Here is a 20,583-nt window from a genome sequence, read left to right as displayed (position 1 = left end):
TTTTTCCAGTAATATTATATCATTTTTTAGTTATGTAAACTCATATTATATTAATCTTTTTTGCCTTTTTCTCTAACTCCAAAATCAAATCTCTTAATGTAGCTGCTTTTTCAAAATCAAGGGCTTTGGCAGCTTCTTTCATCATTTTTTTAAAAAGTTTAATTTCTTTATTTTTATCTGTCATATTTTTATGTATTTGAAATTTTTTTTGACCCTTAACCTTTTCATTTTTATTTTTGGCACTTTCCTTTTGTTTGATTGAAATTGTTTCTAAAATAGTTTTGTTAAGAGCGGTTGGTGTTACTTTCATTTTTTCATTGTATTGTTGTTGGATTTTTCTTCTACGATAAGTTTCTTCAATAGCAATTTGCATAGCGGGAGAAATACAATCAGCATACATAATAGCTTTGCCTGTAATGTTTCTAGCTGCTCTTCCAATAGTTTGGATAAGGCTTCTTTCGTTTCTTAAAAAACCTTGTTTGTCAGCATCCAAAATAGCTACTAAAGCTACTTCAGGTAAGTCAAGTCCTTCTCTCAAAAGATTAACTCCCACCAAACAATCATATTTTCCCAATCTTAGATCTTTTAAAATTTCAAGTCTTTGTAAAGATTTAATTTCACTGTGTAAATAAGCTACTTTGATGCCTAAATTTTTTAAATAAGTAGTTAGGTCCTCGCTCATATTAATAGTTAAAGTGGTTATTAAAATTCTTTTATTGTTTTTAGTTTGGTGTTTAATTTCAAAGTAAAGATCGTCCATTTGGTTGTTGGTGGGTCTTACTTCAATTTCTGGATCAAGGACAAAAGTAGGTCTTATAATTTGTTCTACAATGGGGATTTTTTTAGTTAATTCATAGTTTCCAGGAGTAGCTGAAAGATAGATAACTTTATTCATTTTGGATTGGAATTCATTGAATTTTAAAGGTCTGTTATCAAGGGCGCTTGGTAGTCTGAAACCGAAATTTACTAAGTTGGTTTTACGAGAAAAATCACCAAAATACATTCCTTTAATTTGGGGAATAGTTACATGAGATTCATCAATAATGGTTAAAAATTCATTTCCAAAAAAATCAATTAAAGTTGATGGCGCTTCGCCTTTTTCTTTGAGTGCCAAATGTCTTGAATAATTTTCAACACCATTGCAATTGCCTATTTGTTCTAACATTTCTAAATCATGTAAAGTACGCATTTTAATTTTTTGAGCTGCTAAAAGTTGGTTAGTTTCTTCAAAATGATTAATTTGTTCCTTTAATTCTTGGCGAATTCTTTTTATGCTTTCTTGTAATTTTTGGGTATTTGTAGCATATAGACTAGCAGGGAAAAGAGTAATTAATTTAAGATTAGTAATTGCTTTGCCATTTAAAACATTAAAATTTTGAATATTTTCAATTTCATTGCCAAAAAAAATAATGCGTATACCGATTTCTTTACTAGATGAAGCAATAATTTCTACAATGTCGCCTCTAACTCGAAAAGTTCCTCTTTGAAAATTAATTTCGTTTCTTTGGTATTTTAATTCTATTAACTTGTTAATTAAATCGTTTCTTTCGTACTTGTCTTCAATTTGTAAATGTAGTGTTGATTTTTGATAATCTTTAAGGTCGCCTACTCCATAAATGCACGAAACTGAAGCAACTACTATTACATCATCGCGGTTAAGTAACGAACCTGCGGCACTATGACGCAACTGATCAATTTCATCATTGATTTTGGAGTCTTTTTCAATGTAAGTGTCGCTTGATGCTACATATGCTTCTGGTTGGTAGTAATCATAATAAGAAATAAAATATTCTACGCGATTGTTGGGAAACATGGTTTTTAATTCGTTGTAAAGTTGTCCTGCTAATGTTTTATTATGAGCAATAACCAAAGTTTTTTTTTGTAAATGTTGAATAATGTTTGCAATGGTAAAAGTTTTTCCAGTGCCAGTAGCTCCCAAAAGAATTTGTTCTTGTAAACCTTGTTTAAAGTTATTAATCAATTTTTTAATTGCTTGGGGTTGGTCGCCACTTGGTTTTAAAGAACTTTGTAATTTAAATAAATTTGTTAAACTCATCTGTTGCTCCTTGCATTTTTTTTAGTTTTGGTGTTTTTTTGGTTTAATTTCAAAATATTTAGATGATTTTTTTCTGCGTTCCAAAAATTTTGTCAATATTTTTAATAAATGTTTATTTGTCCACTTTTATAAACTCTTTTTAATTAACAAAAACAACTTTTGATTAATTCCTATTTTTTGAAAATCTTGCAAAGTAGCTTTTTTGATGGCTTCTAAACTTTCAAAATGATTTAAGATGGCTTTTTTTCTAACAACGCCAACTCCTTTTATATTTGATAAAGTGGTTTTATAATCCAGTTTGTTTTTGGTTTTGCGGTGAAAATCAACGGTGAAACGATGGACTTCTTCGCTTAAACTTTTTAAAAAATGAAATAAATTAGGGTTTTGTTCCAATATTAATTTTTCTTGCAAAGTTACAAGATGAGTTAATTGATGTTTGTTATTTTTTTTCAATGCTCCTAAAGGAATTTCATAGCCCAACTTCTTTAAAGTTTTTTGGCTTTGACTTAACTGTCCTAAACTGCCATCAACCAAAATTAAATCTGGTGCATCATTTTCAGCTTCCTTGTTTTTGTTATAACAACGCGTAAGTGTTTCTTCAAAAGCTTTATATTCGTTAGGCAATTCACCTTTAATGTGAAAAGTTCGATAAAGTTTTTTGTCAAATTTAAAATGATTAAATACAATTCTTGCCGCCACAAAGGCTTGTCCAAATAGTTGAGAATTGTCAAAAACATCAATTCTTTTGATATCTTTATTAAAAATAATTGACAATTTGTCTAAGGATTCTTGAATTTTTTGGTCTTTGGATTGATAGATTAAATTATTATTGGATAAATCATTTTGGGCGTTTTTTAAGGCTAACAAATAAAGTTTCTTTTTGTCTCCCTTATGAGAAATATTTACTTTGGTTTGCAAGATTTGTTCCAATAAAGTTTGGTTAGTTATCATTTGTTGCAAAATATTTTCATCTTGGTTTTTGCCTGTAATAATTGTGTCTGGTTTAAGGTTTTTTTGATAATAACAATTAAGATAAGTTAAAATATTTTCCCACACAAAGCCCACATATGAAAAAACGCTGCGATAAGAATCAACGATGTTTCCTTGGCGCATTTTTAAAATTTGAATTGCTATTTGGTCTTGATTAAATGCATAAGCAAAAATATCGCAATTTTTGAGTTTTTGATTGCTGATAAGTTGTTTTTTGGTGGTCTGTTTAATTGAATCAATAATGTCGAGGTATTCTTGGGCTTTTTCATAAAACATTTTTTCGCTGGCTGTTTGCATTAAATGGTGTAATTTTTTTAAAATATCTTTGATATTACCTTTTAAAAATTTAGTAATTGCCTCAATATTTGGCTTATAATTAATTGTGTTTCCTGCACAAGCGCCGAGGCATTGATTGATGTGAAAATGAAGACATGGTTTTTTTGATGCTAACAAACATCTTCTTAAAGGATACAAAAGATGCAACAATTTTAAGGTTTCTTTGGTGCTTTTAAGATTGGGATAAGGACCAAAAATTATTTTTCCTGGAGGAATTTGTTTGAATCGTGAAATTTTTAATCGTGGGTGTTTTTCTTTGGTAATTTCAATATAAGGGTAAGTTTTGTCATCCAAAAGTTTAAAATTATATTTAGGAGTGTGTTTTTTGATTAAGTTAACTTCCAAAATTAAGGCTTCTTGTTCGTTGTTAGTAATAATGTAGAAAAAGTCTTGGGTTTCTGCAATTAACATCGCTGTTTTTAAGTTGTTGCTTTTGGTAAAATAACTTTGGACGCGTTTTTTTAAATTTTTGGCTTTACCAACATAAATAATAGTGTCGTTTGTGTTTTTGAAAAGATAACAACCAGGATTGGGCGGTAAAGTTTTTATTTTTTCTAAAAGAATTGACATTTTAAATTACTTCCGTTTATTGAATTGTTTTTTTGTTTTTTTAACTAATTTAAAGATAGTTTTATTTTTAACGTTTTAATTTGGCGTTTTTTCATTTTACTTATTTTATTTTGTTGTAAAAAAACTTATTTGCTTTCTTTGTTTGTTGATTTTTGAAATATTTGTTTCTTCGTTTGTTTTCATTAACTTTATTATATCAAAATTAATATTCTTTTTTTGAAATGATTAAAAAAAATTTGAAGCATTTTTGGTAATAAACTGATTTTTTTCAAATTAAAATAATAATTAATAAATAATTTGCAAAATAAGTTTATTTTTGATTTAGAATAGAAGTATATTTTTAAATTATAAAATAGTAAAGTAAAAAAATATCAAAACTAAAACACTTGAAAGCAACTAAATAAAGGAGAGTTCCAAAACGAATACACCCAATACTCAAAAGCATTCTCTTTTTATTCAATCTCATGTAGTATATATATTGCTATGTCGAAAATAAAGCAGCAGTTTATCCTTTTCAAAATATGAATTTTTATGTTTTGGCCCATCAATACATTTCAATTTTTCAATCATACAGACTATAAAAAAACAGCAAGAACAAGTTTTTAATAAACAAAATATAGTTGATTTGGTAGAAGTTCTTTTTGATATTGGAGTAGAAAAACAGTGTCAAGCTATATTTTAATTGGAGATTTAGGGGGTCTTTATAGATATTTGCGAAGTTGTTTTGGAAATTGTTGCATAATTTTATATTTATGTTACCATGTAATGGTCAATAACAGATGTTTTTTTAAGCCTAAAATAACTTCTTTTTTTAAAAAAATAATTTGCAAGCAGATATTATTACAGGTGTTAATTTTCAAGATGAAAAATATTTTCAATTTTTTGCATCAAGTTCTACAAAAAAATATTTGGTACAGGCACATAATAAAGAAAAAAATTGATATTTGGCAGGTACAGGAGATTTATTTGCTATTCTTTTTATAAGTTTTTTATTTGAAATATGAAAGAAATATTAAAAATGATTTGGCTAATGCTGTTTGTTTTATCTTAATGAAGCAACAAAAATTGCAATTTTTATCTGTTTTATATAAACAAGTTAATTAAGCAAAATTGCCTCAAGTTATAGAAATTAACTATTAAATTATTTATTAAGTAAAAAAAATTGCCTTTTTATAAAAAAAGACCAACTTTTTAAGTCAGCCATAATGTTATTTTTGGAAATATTTTAATTTTTTAGTGTTTGAATACAGTTATTTTTTTTTGCAATTTTAACTACATCCAAAAAATAAAATCTTTGCAATCCATTCGAAAAGCTTTATTTTTTGGTTTTTCTTGTGATTTACCAATAGCAACTAATAATACAGGCAAATATTGAACATCAATATTTAGTCCTTCATTGATTTTTTTTGCGTTAAATCCTCCCATAGGGCAAACATCATAACCATATTTTTTAGCAGCTAACATCAATTGCAACGCTCCTATGCCACCTTCTAAAAATAACTCATTTTGTAGTTTTACTTTGGAAATTTGTTTGTAATAATCATCAATTTTTGTAATTACTTGTAATTTGGTTGTATCAGATATTTGTTTTTGTAAAACTTCTTGTTGATAAATTTTTTCAGCTAAGGCATTTTTTTGAGTATCGCAACACAACAAAATCATAGCAGAACAAGTTTCTAATTGAGTTTTGTTGCCATATAAAAAAGGAGCTATTTTTTGTTTGCTCTTTTCGCCTTTAAAAACAAAAAAACGCCATGGTTGTAAATTAAAAGCAGAGGGCGCTTGGAAAACTGTAGCCAAAATTTCTTCTAAAATGTTGTTTGGTATTTCATGATTGGTGCAAAATTGACGCACACTTTTAATTTTTAAAAAATCCATAAAAAACTCCTAAGATTTGGTTATTTTTATTTAAAATAATTTAAATGTTGAGTGATTTCACAATGTTTTAAGTTAGTTTTTGTAATTTTGGAAAGAAAACAATTTAAACAGCAAAAAAATATTTTTCAAAGTTTGCATTTGCGTTTTTATTTCTTTTTTGTTTTCAAAAAAACCTCTAATCCAATTTAATCCAAATTATCAAATATATTAGAAGTTGAAACATAAAAAATATACTAAATCTTATAAAAAAGATAACCAAATATAACAAAACAACATAACAATAAGAAAACAAAAATTCAAAATATAATGTGTCATTCTCAATTATAATATATCATCATGTAAAAATAGGTATAAAACCAAAGGAAAACGTCATGTTAATATATTTAATTAATATACTAATATTTTTTTTAGTTTATCACTTTTTTAAACCCTTTTTATCTTTTTTTTGAGTTTCAAAATGGTATTTTAATAAAATTAGAGTTATTTTTTTCAACTTTGAAATGTTTTTTATTTTTAAATATTTTCAGAAATTAATTGCCACATTTTTTGAAACTTTTCAAGATTGAAATTGGTTTTTAGTTTATTGTGGTAAGGTTTGAAATTTTTTATTGTATTTTACTAAGTTTTTCTACAAAATTAATTACTACGCAATAATCAAATTTAGTTTTTTGAGGGGCTTTCATGGCTATGTAGTATTTTTTTTATTTGTGTCAATATTAGGTAGGTTTTATTCTCTTTTTCAACTACAAACTCATTTAAAATGGCGTAAACTTTTGTTTTTATAAGAAATACGTTTTCTTTTTTGTCTTGTGGTTTTAACCCTATAACCCAAAACCCACTAACAATTAAAAAATGTTAAGACTTTTTTTATAATTAGTTTTAGTGGGGTTTTCCTACTTATCTAGCTTGTTTGGGTCTTGGATTTGATTCATTTTATGTTTCTAGTTTGGTTAGGGACAATTACTTTTAAAATATCTTTAATGTAGTCTTTTTGGTTGTTTGGCAGTTGTTTGGGTTGATTTTGTGGATTTTTTTTAAGTTTGTGGGACTTATTGGTTTTTGTTTTGTACTATTTTCGTGTTGAAAATTGTTGTTCTTAGTTGTTTAGTTGGTTCAAAAAATCTTGTGGAATATAAAGATAGTGTAAAGCCACTATGTGAATTAATAGTAGCAATATAGGATAAATTGAGGTGTTAGTAATCAAAGTGGTTAGGAATTTTCGATTCCAAATCTTACATATATATTATAATATAATATATTTTGTTTGTAAAGTCTAAAAAATTAATATTTTTTGGGTTGATTTTATACCCCCTCTCACTTATATTTTAGGTTATGAAAGTACGAAATGTCTTCATGAAAATGTAAAAAAATTAGTGATTTTAGTTGTTTTTTTATTTTTTTAAACAATTGTGTTTTTTTAATATAAGTTAATGTTTTCCTTTTTAAATCCATTTGATTCCTCATTAGGGTTATTTTTATACCCAAAAGGGATTGAAAAGGGGCAAAGAGTAAAATTTTTATCTTATCTTTATTTTACTATTTTTTGCAAGTTTTTCGCTCATTTTCCATTACTTTTATTATCTTTTATTACTTTTTACTAATCTTTTTTTGTTATAATTAAATATAAAGGAATTAAAATGAAAACTAATAAAAATCAATTTATTAAAGTTCGCGGAGCTCGTCAAAATAATTTAAAAAATATTAATATTGATATTCCCAAAAATAAATTAGTTATTATAACAGGATTATCAGGTTCTGGCAAATCTTCTTTAGCTTTTGATACTTTATATCAAGAAGGAAAAAGAAGGTATGTAGAATCATTAAGTGCTTATGCTAGACATTTTTTAGGTAGTTTTGAAAAACCTAATGTAGATAGTATTGAAGGTTTGAGTCCTTCTATTAGCATTGACCAAAAAACAACTTCTAATAATCCTCGTTCTACTGTGGGAACTATTACAGAAATATATGATTATTTAAGATTAATTTATGCCAATATTGCAGTTCCTTTTCATCCTGAAAAAAATATTGTCTTAGAAAAACAAACCATCGAACAAATGATTACTAAAACTAATCAAACATTTCCCAAGAAACTGGTCTTAATTCTTGCTCCTATAATTGAAAGAAAAAAAGGAACACATAAAAAAACCTTAGAAGCTCTTGCCAAAGACGGCTTTAATAGAGTAATGATTAATGATATTATTTATTTAATGGACAATATTCCTTCTTTATCAAAAAATCAACATCATAATATTTATGTAGTAATTGATCGTTTTGAAGTTAATTCAGATAATCAAACTCGTCTTTTTGAAGCCTTAGAACAAACTCTAAATTTATCTCAAGGAAAAGTTTTTATTATGAATTATCAAAGTAAAAATAGTAATGATAGTAATAAGGATGATAATAAAAATAAAAACTGTCAAATATTAAAACTAAATTGCAATTATCATTTAGAAGGAATTAATTTTGATATTCCTTTACGCGAATCAAGACTTTTTTCATTTAATACTCCTTTAGGAGCTTGCCAAAGTTGTAAAGGGATTGGAAAAACAGCAGAAATTGATTGTGATATGATTCTAGATTATGAAAAACCATTAAATAAAGGTGCAATTTTAATTTTTAAAAGCAATAATGAATACAATAATTTTACTAGCAAAGAACAAGAATTAAAAGCTGTATGCAATCATTATCAAATTGATATGACTGTTCCTTTAAAAAAAATAGATCCCCAAAAACTAAATATTATTCTTTATGGTTCGCCTGACCAAATTCCTTTAACGCCTCCTTTAAGTTTTTCTCGTTTTTCCAAAAATACTACCACCAAAAATCTTAAATATGATTTTTTTGAAGGTATAGCTTCTATGCTTAAAAGACGTTTTGAAGAAACAACAAGCGAATGGCTCAAAAAATGGCTTTCTAATTATGTGATGAAAAAAAAATGCAAAACATGTCAAGGACAAAGACTTAATCAAGGGGCTTTACTTTTTAAAATTAATAATAAAAATATTTATGAAATAACTGATTTATCAATTGAACAAACCCTTGATTTTTTCCAAAATTTAGAATTGTCAAATGAAGAGACAAAAATTATTAATTTAGCCCTCAAAGAAGTTATTAATCGTCTTACTTTTTTACAAGAAATTGGGTTAGGATACCTTTCTTTATCGCGCAGTGGAGCAACTCTTTCAGGAGGAGAAGCACAAAGAATTAGGCTAGCTACTCAAATTGGCTCCCAACTTTCAGGAGTACTTTATGTCCTTGATGAACCTTCAATTGGATTGCACCAAAAAGACAACGATCTTTTAATTAAATCACTTAAAAAAATGCGAGATTTAGGTAATTCTTTAATTGTAGTAGAACACGATCATGATACAATGCTTGCCTCTGATTATTTAATTGATATTGGTCCTCAAGCAGGTATTTTGGGAGGAAAAGTACAAGCTTTTGGAACACCCCAAGAAGTAATGCAAAATAAAAATAGTCTTACAGGAAAATACTTATCCAAAAAAATCCAAATTACATTTCCCAAAACTAGAAGAAAAAGTAATAAAGATCATATTTTAGTAACCAAAGCTTCCAAAAATAATCTTAAATCAATCGATGTTTGCTTTCCTATGCAACAATTAATTGTAGTTACAGGCGTTTCTGGTTCGGGAAAATCTACTTTAGTAAATGATGTTTTACTTGATTGCTTACAACAAAAATACAACAAAAAAAATAAAAACAAACAAAAAGATTTTAGTTATTTAGTTAATGATTTTAACAAAGTCAAAAAAATAGTTGAAATTTCACAAGACCCAATTGGTAAAACTCCTCGCAGTAATCCCCTTACTTATACTGGTGTTTTTGATGAAATTAGAGAACTTTACTCCAAAACAAAAGAAGCCCAAATGAAAGGTTATCAAAAAGGGCGTTTTTCTTTTAACATTAAAGGTGGTAGATGTGAGGCTTGTAGTGGCGATGGAGTTAAAAAAATATCTATGCATTTTTTACCAGATGTCTATGTTATGTGTGAAGTTTGTAAAGGAACTCGTTATCAAAAAGAAACTTTAAGCATCAAATACAAAGACAAAACTATTGCAGATATTCTTGCTATGAGTGTTGAAGAAGGTGTTTTATTTTTCCAAAATCATCCTAAAATTAAACACCAATTAGAAATTTTACAAAATGTAGGGCTTGGCTACATTAAATTAGGACAGTCCTCACCAACTTTATCCGGAGGAGAAGCCCAACGAGTTAAATTAGCAAGCGAACTACACAAAAAAGTTATTCCAGGTGCTTTGTATATTTTAGATGAACCTACCACAGGACTTCATTCAGAAGATGTTAGACAATTACTTAAAGTTCTTCATCAAATGACAGATCAAAAAGCTACTATTGTTGTAATTGAACATAATTTAGATGTAATTAAAAACGCTGATTATATCATTGATTTAGGTCCTGAAGGAGGAGCTTGTGGCGGATATGTAGTTGCAACAGGAACCCCAGAACAAGTAAGCCAAAATGAAAAAAGTTATACTGGTAAATATTTAAAAAAGATTCTTAATGAATAAAAATAAATCCAAAAATTTAAAGATTCAACCAAATTTTTAATTTAAATAAGGCAATTTAAAAAAGAAATTTAGGAATTTAATAAAAAAACTAATATTTAAAAAAATTGCAAAATGGGCAAAAGAAAAACCACTTTTAAACTCACACCAACCAAACAATTTTAGGAAATATTTTAGTCTTCTACAAAAAAAATATTTTAATTGCAACCCATCAAAAAAAACATTTAATCAGAAAGAAATAATAACTAATAATTTCAAGAAATATTTAGTTATTATGGTATAATAAATAGTAGGAAAGAAAAGTAATTTACACAATTACAAAGTTTATAAATGACAATTATTTTTCTATCACAAAATATTTATAAAAAAGATTAAATGAATTAAAAAAAGCTAAAAAAATTAAACTAAATAAACACATTAACCCAAAAAAACAACTTTTAATTTAGTTAAAAAACTTAATTATAAATTAGTTGTCAAATTGTAAACCCAAAAAATAATGAATACTAATTTAATTGGAATTTGATTATATAATTAATATATAAATACAAAAACTAATAATTATTTGAAACTATTTGCAAAAAACCAAACCAAATAACTCCCAAAAACAATATTTTTTAGTTTTTATTGATGCTTCATAATCAAAATGGATAACACCAAAACATAAAACAAATCCCAATTAAATACAAAAGAAAAGGTATTAAAAATGGAAATTAAAAAAATCAACGATCAAAAAGTACAATATTTTTTTGAAGTTTCTTCAAAGGAATTAGAAACCCAACTGGCTAGCGCTTACGAAAAAATTAAACCAAAAGTAGAAATTAAAGGTTTTAGAAAGGGGCATGTTCCAAGAAAAATTTTTGAAAATCGTTTTGGCAAAGACAATTTATACTCTGATGCATTAGAAAATATCGTGCAAACCAAATATCAAGAAGTCTTGCAAAAAAAAGATTTCGAAAGCATGGGAATGCCTCAAGTGATTGATTTAGACGAAAAAAAACTTAAAGACAAACAAAATTTTACTTTTGGACTGGAATTTATCGTTAAACCCAAAGTCACTTTAAAAAAATATTTAGGGTTAGAAATTACAAAAGACGACCTCGAAGTAAAAGATTGCGAAGTGGAAAAAAAAATAAATTCCTTATTAGAAAAACAAGCAACTTTGGAACCCAAAACCCAAAACGATTCTTTGGAATTAACAGACACTGCTATTTTTGATTTTGAAGGTTTTGTTGATGATAAACCTTTTGAAGGAGGCACTGCCAAAGATTTTAGTTTAGAAATTGGCTCTGGTCAATTTGTACCTGGTTTTGAAGACCAAATGTTAGGGATGAAACAGGGCCAAACCAAAGATATTAATATCACTTTTCCAAGCGATTACCACCAAAAAAACCTAGCTAATCAAAAAGTTGTTTTTAAAGTAACTCTACACCAAATCAAAACTAAAAAATTTCCTCAACTAACAGACAATTTGGTAAAATCACTTAAAATTGCCAATGTTTCAACCGTAGAAGAATTAAAAAACAACACTAAACAAGCTCTTTTAGATCAAAAAAAACAAAAAGACAAAGAAAACGTTGAAAAACAAGTAATAGAACAATTAGTTAAAAATTCCGAATTACAGATTCCTCAAGAAATTATTTTCAAAGAACAAACCCGCCTCCAAAAAGAATTTGAAGAACAATTAAAAAAACAAAATTTAACTTTGGAACAATACAAACAATATTTAGGTATTGATGATGAAAAAATGGAAAAAGAATTCAGCCAACAAACACAAAAAAACCTCAAATACCAACTTATTATGGAACAAGTTGCCTCCCAAGAAAAACTAACAATTTCCCAAGAAAAAATCGAACAACAATATAAAAACTTAAGTAAACATTACAAAGTTTCAGTTAATCAAATCAAACAAAACCTTCCTGAAAAAAACTTACAACATTCTCTTTTGATGGATGAAGCCTTCAAACTTGTTATTAATAAAGCTGTTGTTGTTGCTAAATAAAATTTTTCACCCCACCAAAAAAAATTCACTCCACAATTTAAAAATGAAAAAGTTAAAAAGTTAAAAAAATATCGAAAGGATGAAAATATATGAAAACCAAAAGCAAAAAATTAAAATCCGATCTTTCTATGGACGCATTTGAAGATATTTTTCAAGAAATTCCTGAACAACTCCCAGTTGTAGTTATCAGCGAAATAATGCCTATTCCAAATGTTGATTTTCGTATCGAAGTATCAGATAATTCTTATTTAAAAGCTTTAAAAGAGTCAGAAACTAACACAAAATCTTTTGTTATTCTTTTAACTCAAAAAGATTTATCACCCAACAAACCCAAACTAACTAACCTTCAACGTTACGGTGTATTAGCACAAATAATTACCAAAGTAAAAATCCCTCACGGCGATTTTAAAGTGAGATTTCGCATTTTACAAAGAGTAAAAATTGATAAATTTTTGCAAAAAGAACCTTTTTTAAAAGCCTCATACGAAAAAGTCAACACCGTTTATGGAAATGTTGAAGAAGAAAAAGCCTTAATTAAGTTAGTTATAGAAAAAATTATGGACAAACCTTTTCAACTGCTTGTTCAAAACACCAATAATTTTTTAGATATCATAAAAACAGAACCAGAAACAGAAAATATCACTGATATCATTGTCTTTAATTTAAAAATTGATAATTTAGATAAATACAAATATCTTAAAGAATCTCACCTTAATAAAAGAATTTTTTACATTCTTCAAGACATCCAAAGTTTACTTATAGGGATTGATTTAGAACAAAAAATCAATGAAAAAGTAAAACAAAGTATTGATGAAAACCAAAAAGAATTTTATTTAAGAGAAAAAATGAAAGCCATTCAACTAGAATTAGGGGACAAAGCCAAAAAAGAAGAAGAAATTGCAGAATTACGCAATAAAATCAAAAAAACTCCTTTATCTCTTGAAATCAAAAAAAAAGCTTTACAAGAATTATCACGTTATCAATCATCATCATCTTTAATGGCAGAATCTTTTGTAATTAAAAATTATCTTGATTTTTTACTGGAATTACCTTGGGGCAAAACCAGCCAAGATGAAAATGATTTAGTTGCCATTGAAAAATCCTTAAACAACCAACATTACGGACTTGAAAAAGTAAAAGAACGTATTTTAGAATATGCAGCAGTCAAAATAATGACTAAGAAAAACCCTCAAAATATTTTATGTCTTGTAGGTCCTCCAGGAGTGGGAAAAACCTCACTTGCCTCTTCTATTGCCAAAGCTTTAGGACGCCAATTTGTCAGACAATCTTTAGGCGGTTTAAAGGAAGAATCAGAAATTAGAGGCCACAGAAGAACTTATATTGGAGCTATGCCAGGACGCATTCTTGCAGGCATTAGGGACGCCAAAACAGTTAATCCTGTCTTTTTATTAGACGAAATTGACAAACTAGTAGCCAATTATAACTTTGATCCTGCATCAGCTTTATTAGAAGTGCTTGACCCACAACAAAATATTAATTTTATGGATCATTTTTTATCCGAACCATTTGATTTATCCCAAGTATTATTTATTACTACTGCCAATTATCTTGACAACGTTCCCGAAGCTTTAAAAGACCGTATGGAAATTATCGAAATAAGCTCTTACACTGAAAAAGACAAAATTAATATAGCTTCTAAATATCTTTTAAAAAAACAACTTAAAAACCACGGAATCACTGACACAAATTTAGTTATTGACAATGATACCATCCTTTATTTAATTAGACATTACACCAAAGAAGCAGGAGTAAGAGAGTTGGATAGAATACTTGCAGAGCTAGCTAGAAAAACAGTTAAAGAATGTTTAATTACTAAAAAAGAACAAGTAATTATTACTCCTAAAAACGTTACTAAATACTTAGGTAAAGAAAAATATCTACATCTTTTAGATGAGCAAAAAGAAAAAATAGGTTCTACTAACGGACTTGCCTATACTTATTTTGGAGGCGATTTACTTCCAGTAGAAGTTACTTATTACAAAGGTAAAGGACAATTAGTCCTTACAGGTAAATTAGGAGAAGTCCTTAAAGAAAGTGCTTATACTGCTTTAAGTTTCATCAAAGCTAATTGTCAAAATTTAGGAATTGATGCCAATATTTTTGCAGAAAACGACTTTCACATTCATCTTCCAGAAACAGCTATTCCTAAAGACGGTCCTTCAGCTGGCATTACTATTGCTACTTCCCTTGTATCTGCAATTACCAAAAAATATATTAAAAAAGGTTTGGGAATGACAGGAGAAATTACTTTACGAGGAAATATTTTAGCTATCGGAGGCTTAAAAGAAAAAGCTATTGCTGCTAATCGTAGCGGTCTTGACACTATTTTTATTCCTCAAGAAAATATCAAAGATATTGAAGATATTCCTGAAGAAGTAAGAACTAAATTAAATATTATTCCTGTATCAAATATTTCTGATGTTTTTTCACAAGTATTTGTTTGATTAAGATACAAAAAACCATCTTAAAGATGGTTTTTTTATTTTTATACATAATTATAAAAGGTTTTCAAAACTTAAATTAGAGTCAAAAAAATCATTTACAAAGAAAATTACTTTCCTCCAATATTTAAATACCCCACATAAACACTAGAACTACCAAATCCTGAAGTTTGAAATTCAAAATCATTAGCAATAGTATCTACATTTTTAAGAATATCAAAAAAATTACCAGAAACAACAATCATTTTAACAGGAGTTGTAACTTTGCCTTTTTCAATTATAAAACCACTAGCTTGTAGACTAAAATCTCCACTAACAGTTTTAATTCCTGCATGCATCCCTACTAAATCAGTAATATAAATACCATTTTGAATAGGTTTAATCATTTCTGCAAAATTTTTTGTGCCAGGAACCAAATAACAATTAATCATAGAAGTGCTACCACCAAAACCGTTTCCAGTTGGAGCTTGTTTAAAAATGCGAGCAGTTTTTAAGTTATGAATAAATCCTTGAAAAACTCCTTTAGTAATAATTGGTTTGGTTTGGCAAGCTACTCCTTCATCATCAAATTTTTCTTTAAAATAAGAACCATCGTTTAAAGGATCATCAATAATGCTAACTTTTTCAGAAGCAATTAAACAATTAACTTTATCTTTTAATTTAGTTAAGTTGCGATAAGCACTTGTTCCAGTAAAAATATCGCTAAAACTTTCCAAAAGGTCTGCAAACATTTCATTAGAAAATACAACTGGATATTTTTGAGATACCAAAGATTTAGCTCCTAATTTTTTTTCGCCCATCTCAACAATTTCAGTACCTAATTTAACAGGATTAAGGGTTACAAAATCTTTAGATAAAACACTTTTGCCATAACTTTCAACTTCACCTTCTTTTTGAAAAACCGCAGAAGCATATAAATAAGCATAGCTGTTTTTGTGCGATAAATTGAGTCCTTTAGAATTTAACAATGTTTTTTTATGAAAAACTTCTTGATAAATAATGTCGTTAGTAGCTTGCAAATGGGAGCTTTGCAACATTATTTTTTCTAACTGCAACAACAAATTTTGTTTTTGTTCTAATGGAACTTGTCCAAAATCAAAGTTATTTTCCAATACTTCAGGATAACTGGAAGACCCTTCAAAAATAAGAGCAGGTTCTTTAGAAGTAATTGTTTGGCAATTTTCTTTAAGGGTTGTAAAAGCATTATTAAAAGCGCTGTCAGTTAATTTTTCTAAAGAAATAGAAGTTTTTTTGTTTGCAAAAATACCCTTTATAACTGCAGAAGCGACATCACTCCAAACACAAGCATCTATTTTGCCTTTATCCAAAGATAGTTTAAAAGTTTGACTTTCATGAATTGAAATTTCTAATGCTTCAAAACCTTGTTGCATTCCTTTTTCTAACCATTTTTGATAATTATTAGGAGTGGGGTTTGTGTGGGGGGTGGTTTGTTTTTGGTGGTTTGGTGTTTTTGTTACGTCGTTTATCATTTTTGATTTCCTCCTACAATCATTTCTTTTACTCTAATAGTTGGCTGTCCTACATCAACTGGTAGATAACCAGAACAAGAACCACACATTCCTTGACCTAAAACTAAATCATTAGCAACGCGATCGATTTTAAATAAAATATCTGCTCCATGACCAATTAACATTGCTCCTTTAACATGGGTTGTTAATTTGCCATTTTCGATTAAATAGCCTTCGTTAACTACAAAATTAAATTCGCCAGTAGCAGGGACAACTGTGCCACCACCCAGACTTTTTGCATAAAGACCGTAGGGAGTATCTTCAATAATTTGTTCAGGCGTTTCTGTGCCTTTTTCGATATAAGTAGAATTCATGCGTGAAGTAGGAGAGTATTTATAAGATTGTCTGCGAGAAGAACCGTTCGATTGCATATTCATTTTGCGTCCGTTTCTAAAATCAATTAAATAACCTTTAAGTATACCTTTTTCAATTAAAAGATTTTTTTGGGTTGGTTTGCCCTCATCATCAAAATTAAGACTTCCCCAAGCTCCTGGAATAGTTCCATCATCATAAGCAGTTACAACTTCAGAAGCAACTTTTTGATTTAATTTGTTACAAAAAGGAGAAAGACCTTTAGCAACTGCAGTAGCTTCAAGGGGGTGTCCGCAAGCCTCATGGAAAATAACTCCTCCAAAACCGTGATTAATTACAACTGGCATAGTTTGAGGTTTTAAAGATTTAGCATCTAACAAAGCAACTGCTTGTTTGGCTACTTGTTTGGCAATTATTTCTAAATCAATTACATCCAAAAATTCCAATCCCATTGAGCGTCCAGGACCTTCAAAGGCTTCTTGCATTTCTTGTCCTCTTTGTGCCACTCCTACAAGTCCACACCTAATATAATTGCGTGTGTCATTTTGATAAACTCCTAAAGTATTAGCAATTAAAACATTTTGTTCTTTTTGGCTTAAAGAGGTAATGGATTGAATAATTTGAGGATCATAATTTTGAATAATAGCCGATAATTTAAGTAATTTTTGGGCTTTTTGTTCTTGAGTCATACTGTTATAATTTTTTTGGATAGTATTTTTTAGGGGTTTTTCGGTTTGCAAGGCAATAACTTTATTTGCTTTTCCTTGAAAAGATTTTTTTAGTTTTAAAAGCAAGGATAAAACATTTTGATAATCAGTTTTATTAGTGTAACCATAAACTTCATCAAAGCCTTTTAATAAGCGAATTCCTACTCCAAAAATATTAGAAGCATCAGCAGAAACTACATCTTTGCCAATTACTTTAAGGGTGTGAGAATAAGTATTTTCAAAAAATAATTCTGCAAAATCAGCTCCCTCACCTAAAGATAAATTTAGAATTTTTTGAATATCTTCTTTATTTAACATAAAATAATATTCTCCTTTATATTGTTTGTAAATCTCTTTTATTTTATCATTTTTTTAAACTTTTAAAGCATATTATATAAATTTTTTAAATGCTTATTTATTATTATTTTGTTAATTTGTTTATTTTTATCAAGAATATGTTATATATAAAATTACAATAAAAGGGAGCATATAAAAACATAAAAACATTGAAATAAGGATTTTTTTAATTCATTTATTGCATTTCATCATTAAATATTAACTTAAAAACTGGATATAATATAAATATTTATTTTTAAAATCATTATAATATTATAAAAAGAAAAGAGGCAAGTAAATGTTTGGAATTTAATTTTTTATTTTTAAACCAGAATTAGATAAAAAGGAGGAAGACAAAAAGATTTTTGGAAAATTCAAATTAAAAATATTTTTAATTTCTTTTTCTTTTTGGTGATTTTGTTATCTTCTGGGTTTATTTCATTTCATATAGATAGCATTTTAAAACAAAATACACATTACATTCTTTAATAAGTTTTTTTATTATAGTAGAAATATTTTTTTGGATATGTACAGTTTGATACCTTCCAATGGGTGTAGATAGTAACGAAAGGAAGAATATTTAGTCAATTAATTTTTAAGTAAAATATATGCAAAAACACAAATAATCTCCTAATGGTGCAAATAACCAATACAAAAAATAATATAAATACCCAAAAAAGAACAAAAATAAATGACAACAATTAAATAAAACAAAAACTCCTTATGTATTATAAGGAGTTTTTTCAATATTCTTTTATATTTGAAACGAATAATTATTTAGTAGCGAGAATAGCAAGAAAGGCTTTTTGAGGCAATTGCACTTTTCCTAATGTTTTCATTTTCTTTTTGCCTTTTTTCTGCTTCTCTAATAATTTCTTTTTACGAGTAACATCACCTCCATAAAGTTTAGCTGTTACATCTTTACGCATAGCTTTGATAGTTTGTCTGGCAATAATTTTTTTACCTAAAGCTGCTTGAATAGGAATTTCAAACATTTGTTTAGGAATAAAATCTTTTAAAGTCTCACAAATAGCTTTTCCTCTTTCATAGGCAAAATCATGATGAACAATTAAAGATAGAGCATCAACAATTTCTCCATTTAATAAAATATCCATTTTTTTTAATTTAGAAATACGATATTTATCTATTTCATAATCAAAAGAAGCATAGCCTTTGGTTAATGATTTTAACTTATCAAAATAACTATAAATAATTTCTGAAAAAGGCAGCAAATAATTAATCATTACTCTTTGACTATTGATATATTCAATATTTTGAAGGGATCCTCTTTTATTTTGGGAAAGCTCCATTACTTTACCAATATAGATTTCAGGACACATAATAGTAGCTTTAATGAAGGGTTCTTCAATGCGATCAATCATTTGAGTGGATGGAAGTTTGGAGGGATTATCAACTAAAAGTTTTTCTCCTTTGATAGAATAAACATGATAAATAACAGAAGGAGCAGTAGCAATTACTTCTACTCCAAATTCACGACTAATTCTTTCTTGAATAATTTCCATATGCAAAAGTCCTAAAAAACCAGTTCTAAAACCAAGTCCCAAAGCATTAGAACTTTCAGGCTCAAAAGTTAAGGAAGAATCGTTAAGTTTTAGTTTTTCCAAAGCTTCTTTGAGAATGTCATATTTATTAGTTTCGACAGGATAAAGTCCACAAAAAACTACTGAATTCATTTGTTTGTATCCCGGCAAAGGCAGTAAAGCTTTATTGGTTTGCGAAGTAATGGTGTCTCCAACTCTTACATGATTAATACTTTTAATAGCAGCAGTAAGATAGCCTACATCACCTGGTGCCAAAAAATCTTTTACAATTTGTTTAGGATTATAAACTCCTACTTCAACTACTTCATAAACACTATTGCTTGCCATAAAACGAATTTGATCGCCTTTTTTAACTGTTCCATTGACTATTCTAATGGAAGGCACAACTCCTTTATAAGAATCAAAATAAGAATCAAAAATTAAGGCTTGTAAGGGTTTTTGAATGTCTCCTTTAGGAGGTGATATTCTAGTTACTATTTGTTCCAAAATATCAATTACTCCAAGCCCTGTTTTTCCACTTGCAATTAAGGCTTGTTTGGGGTCAAGTCCCAAAGTTTCTTTAATTTCTTTTTTAACTTTGGGTACATCTGCGCTTGGCAAGTCAACTTTATTTAAAACAGGAATAAGGGTTAAATTGTTATTAACAGCTAAATAAACATTGGCAAGAGTTTGGGCTTGAATACCTTGGGCAGCATCAATAATTAAAAGAGCACCTTCGCAAGCCGCCAAAGAACGTGATACTTCATAACTAAAATCAACGTGTCCCGGCGTATCAATCAAATGCATAATGTAATTTTTTTCATCTTTAGACTGGTAGTTAATTTCTACGGCATTTAATTTAATAGTAATTCCGCGTTCGCGTTCTAAATCCATAGAATCCAAAATTTGTTCTTTCATTATTCTTTTGTCAATCGTGCCTGTAAATTCTAAAATACGGTCGGCTAAAGTTGATTTACCATGGTCAATGTGGGCGATAATGGAAAAATTGCGGATGAGTTTTTGCCTTTCTTTTAATTTTTCTATGTTCATTTTTTTGTTTCCTTTATATTTTGGTTGGTTGGTTTTTTTTATTGTTTTTATATTTTTTTTATAATTGTGAAATGATGTTTTATATTTATTTTTGGTTAATTATAAATCATTTTAATTTAAATTATTTAATATCTAATTCAAAAGTTATTATAACAAAAAAATAGTTTCTATGTACAAAATTAGTGTTTTTTGTAATTCAAAAATTTATTAAATTTATAAATTATGTTAAAATACAATTAAATCAAAATTTATTTTGGCACAAAAATTATA

At 27.8% G+C, this 20,583-nt stretch carries 9 protein-coding genes; 3 read left to right on the top strand and 6 right to left on the bottom strand.

Annotated elements, in window-relative coordinates:
* Positions 1-40: 40 nt before the first annotated feature.
* From uvrB to N747_RS0102045, 3 genes are all read right to left on the bottom strand, one after another.
* Positions 41-2,056, bottom strand: coding sequence for an excinuclease ABC subunit UvrB (gene uvrB, locus N747_RS0102065; protein WP_024563579.1), 2,016 nt, complete (start codon positions 2,054-2,056; stop codon positions 41-43).
* 126 nt (positions 2,057-2,182) lie between these two features.
* Positions 2,183-3,952: an excinuclease ABC subunit UvrC gene (uvrC, locus tag N747_RS0102060; RefSeq protein WP_024563578.1), complete on the bottom strand. Its 1,770-nt coding sequence runs from the start codon at positions 3,950-3,952 to the stop codon at positions 2,183-2,185.
* A 1,272-nt stretch (positions 3,953-5,224) separates the two neighbouring features.
* Positions 5,225-5,830, bottom strand: a complete 606-nt coding sequence (locus tag N747_RS0102045) for a nitroreductase family protein (RefSeq protein WP_024563577.1) — start codon at positions 5,828-5,830, stop codon at positions 5,225-5,227.
* 1,637 nt (positions 5,831-7,467) lie between these two features.
* Between N747_RS0102045 and uvrA the strand changes: the two genes are divergently transcribed.
* The 3 genes from uvrA to lon all read left to right on the top strand — a co-directional run bounded on the left by uvrA (position 7,468) and on the right by lon (position 14,841).
* Positions 7,468-10,380, top strand: a complete 2,913-nt coding sequence (gene uvrA / locus N747_RS0102035) for an excinuclease ABC subunit UvrA (RefSeq protein ID WP_029783888.1) — start codon at positions 7,468-7,470, stop codon at positions 10,378-10,380.
* A 700-nt stretch (positions 10,381-11,080) separates the two neighbouring features.
* Positions 11,081-12,376 (top strand): trigger factor, encoded by a 1,296-nt coding sequence (gene tig / locus N747_RS0102030; protein WP_024563576.1) that lies wholly within the window; start codon positions 11,081-11,083, stop codon positions 12,374-12,376.
* An 89-nt stretch (positions 12,377-12,465) separates the two neighbouring features.
* The gene (gene lon, locus N747_RS0102025; protein WP_024563575.1) at positions 12,466-14,841 is read left to right on the top strand and encodes an endopeptidase La; all 2,376 of its coding nucleotides are present in this window, start codon (positions 12,466-12,468) and stop codon (positions 14,839-14,841) included.
* 107 nt (positions 14,842-14,948) lie between these two features.
* Here lon and N747_RS0102020 read toward each other — a convergent pair whose 3' ends face one another.
* From N747_RS0102020 to lepA, 3 genes are all read right to left on the bottom strand, one after another.
* Complete coding sequence (locus N747_RS0102020) at positions 14,949-16,328, bottom strand: TldD/PmbA family protein (RefSeq protein ID WP_024563574.1); 1,380 nt, start codon at positions 16,326-16,328, stop codon at positions 14,949-14,951.
* A complete protein-coding gene (locus N747_RS0102015; protein ID WP_024563573.1) occupies positions 16,325-17,704 on the bottom strand; it encodes a TldD/PmbA family protein in 1,380 nt (459 codons plus the stop codon). Before N747_RS0102015 ends, N747_RS0102020 begins: the two co-directional genes overlap by 4 nt.
* 791 nt (positions 17,705-18,495) lie before the next feature.
* Positions 18,496-20,313, bottom strand: a complete 1,818-nt coding sequence (gene lepA, locus N747_RS0102005) for a translation elongation factor 4 (protein WP_024563572.1) — start codon at positions 20,311-20,313, stop codon at positions 18,496-18,498.
* Between the last annotated feature and the right edge of the window lie 270 nt (positions 20,314-20,583).

The sequence above is a fragment of the Candidatus Phytoplasma tritici genome, assembly GCF_000495255.1.
Classification (GTDB): Bacteria; Bacillota_I; Bacilli_A; order Acholeplasmatales; family Acholeplasmataceae; genus Phytoplasma; species Phytoplasma tritici.
The sequence above is the reverse complement of the archived record's forward strand: the minus strand, read 5'-3'. Positions and strand labels throughout refer to the sequence as shown.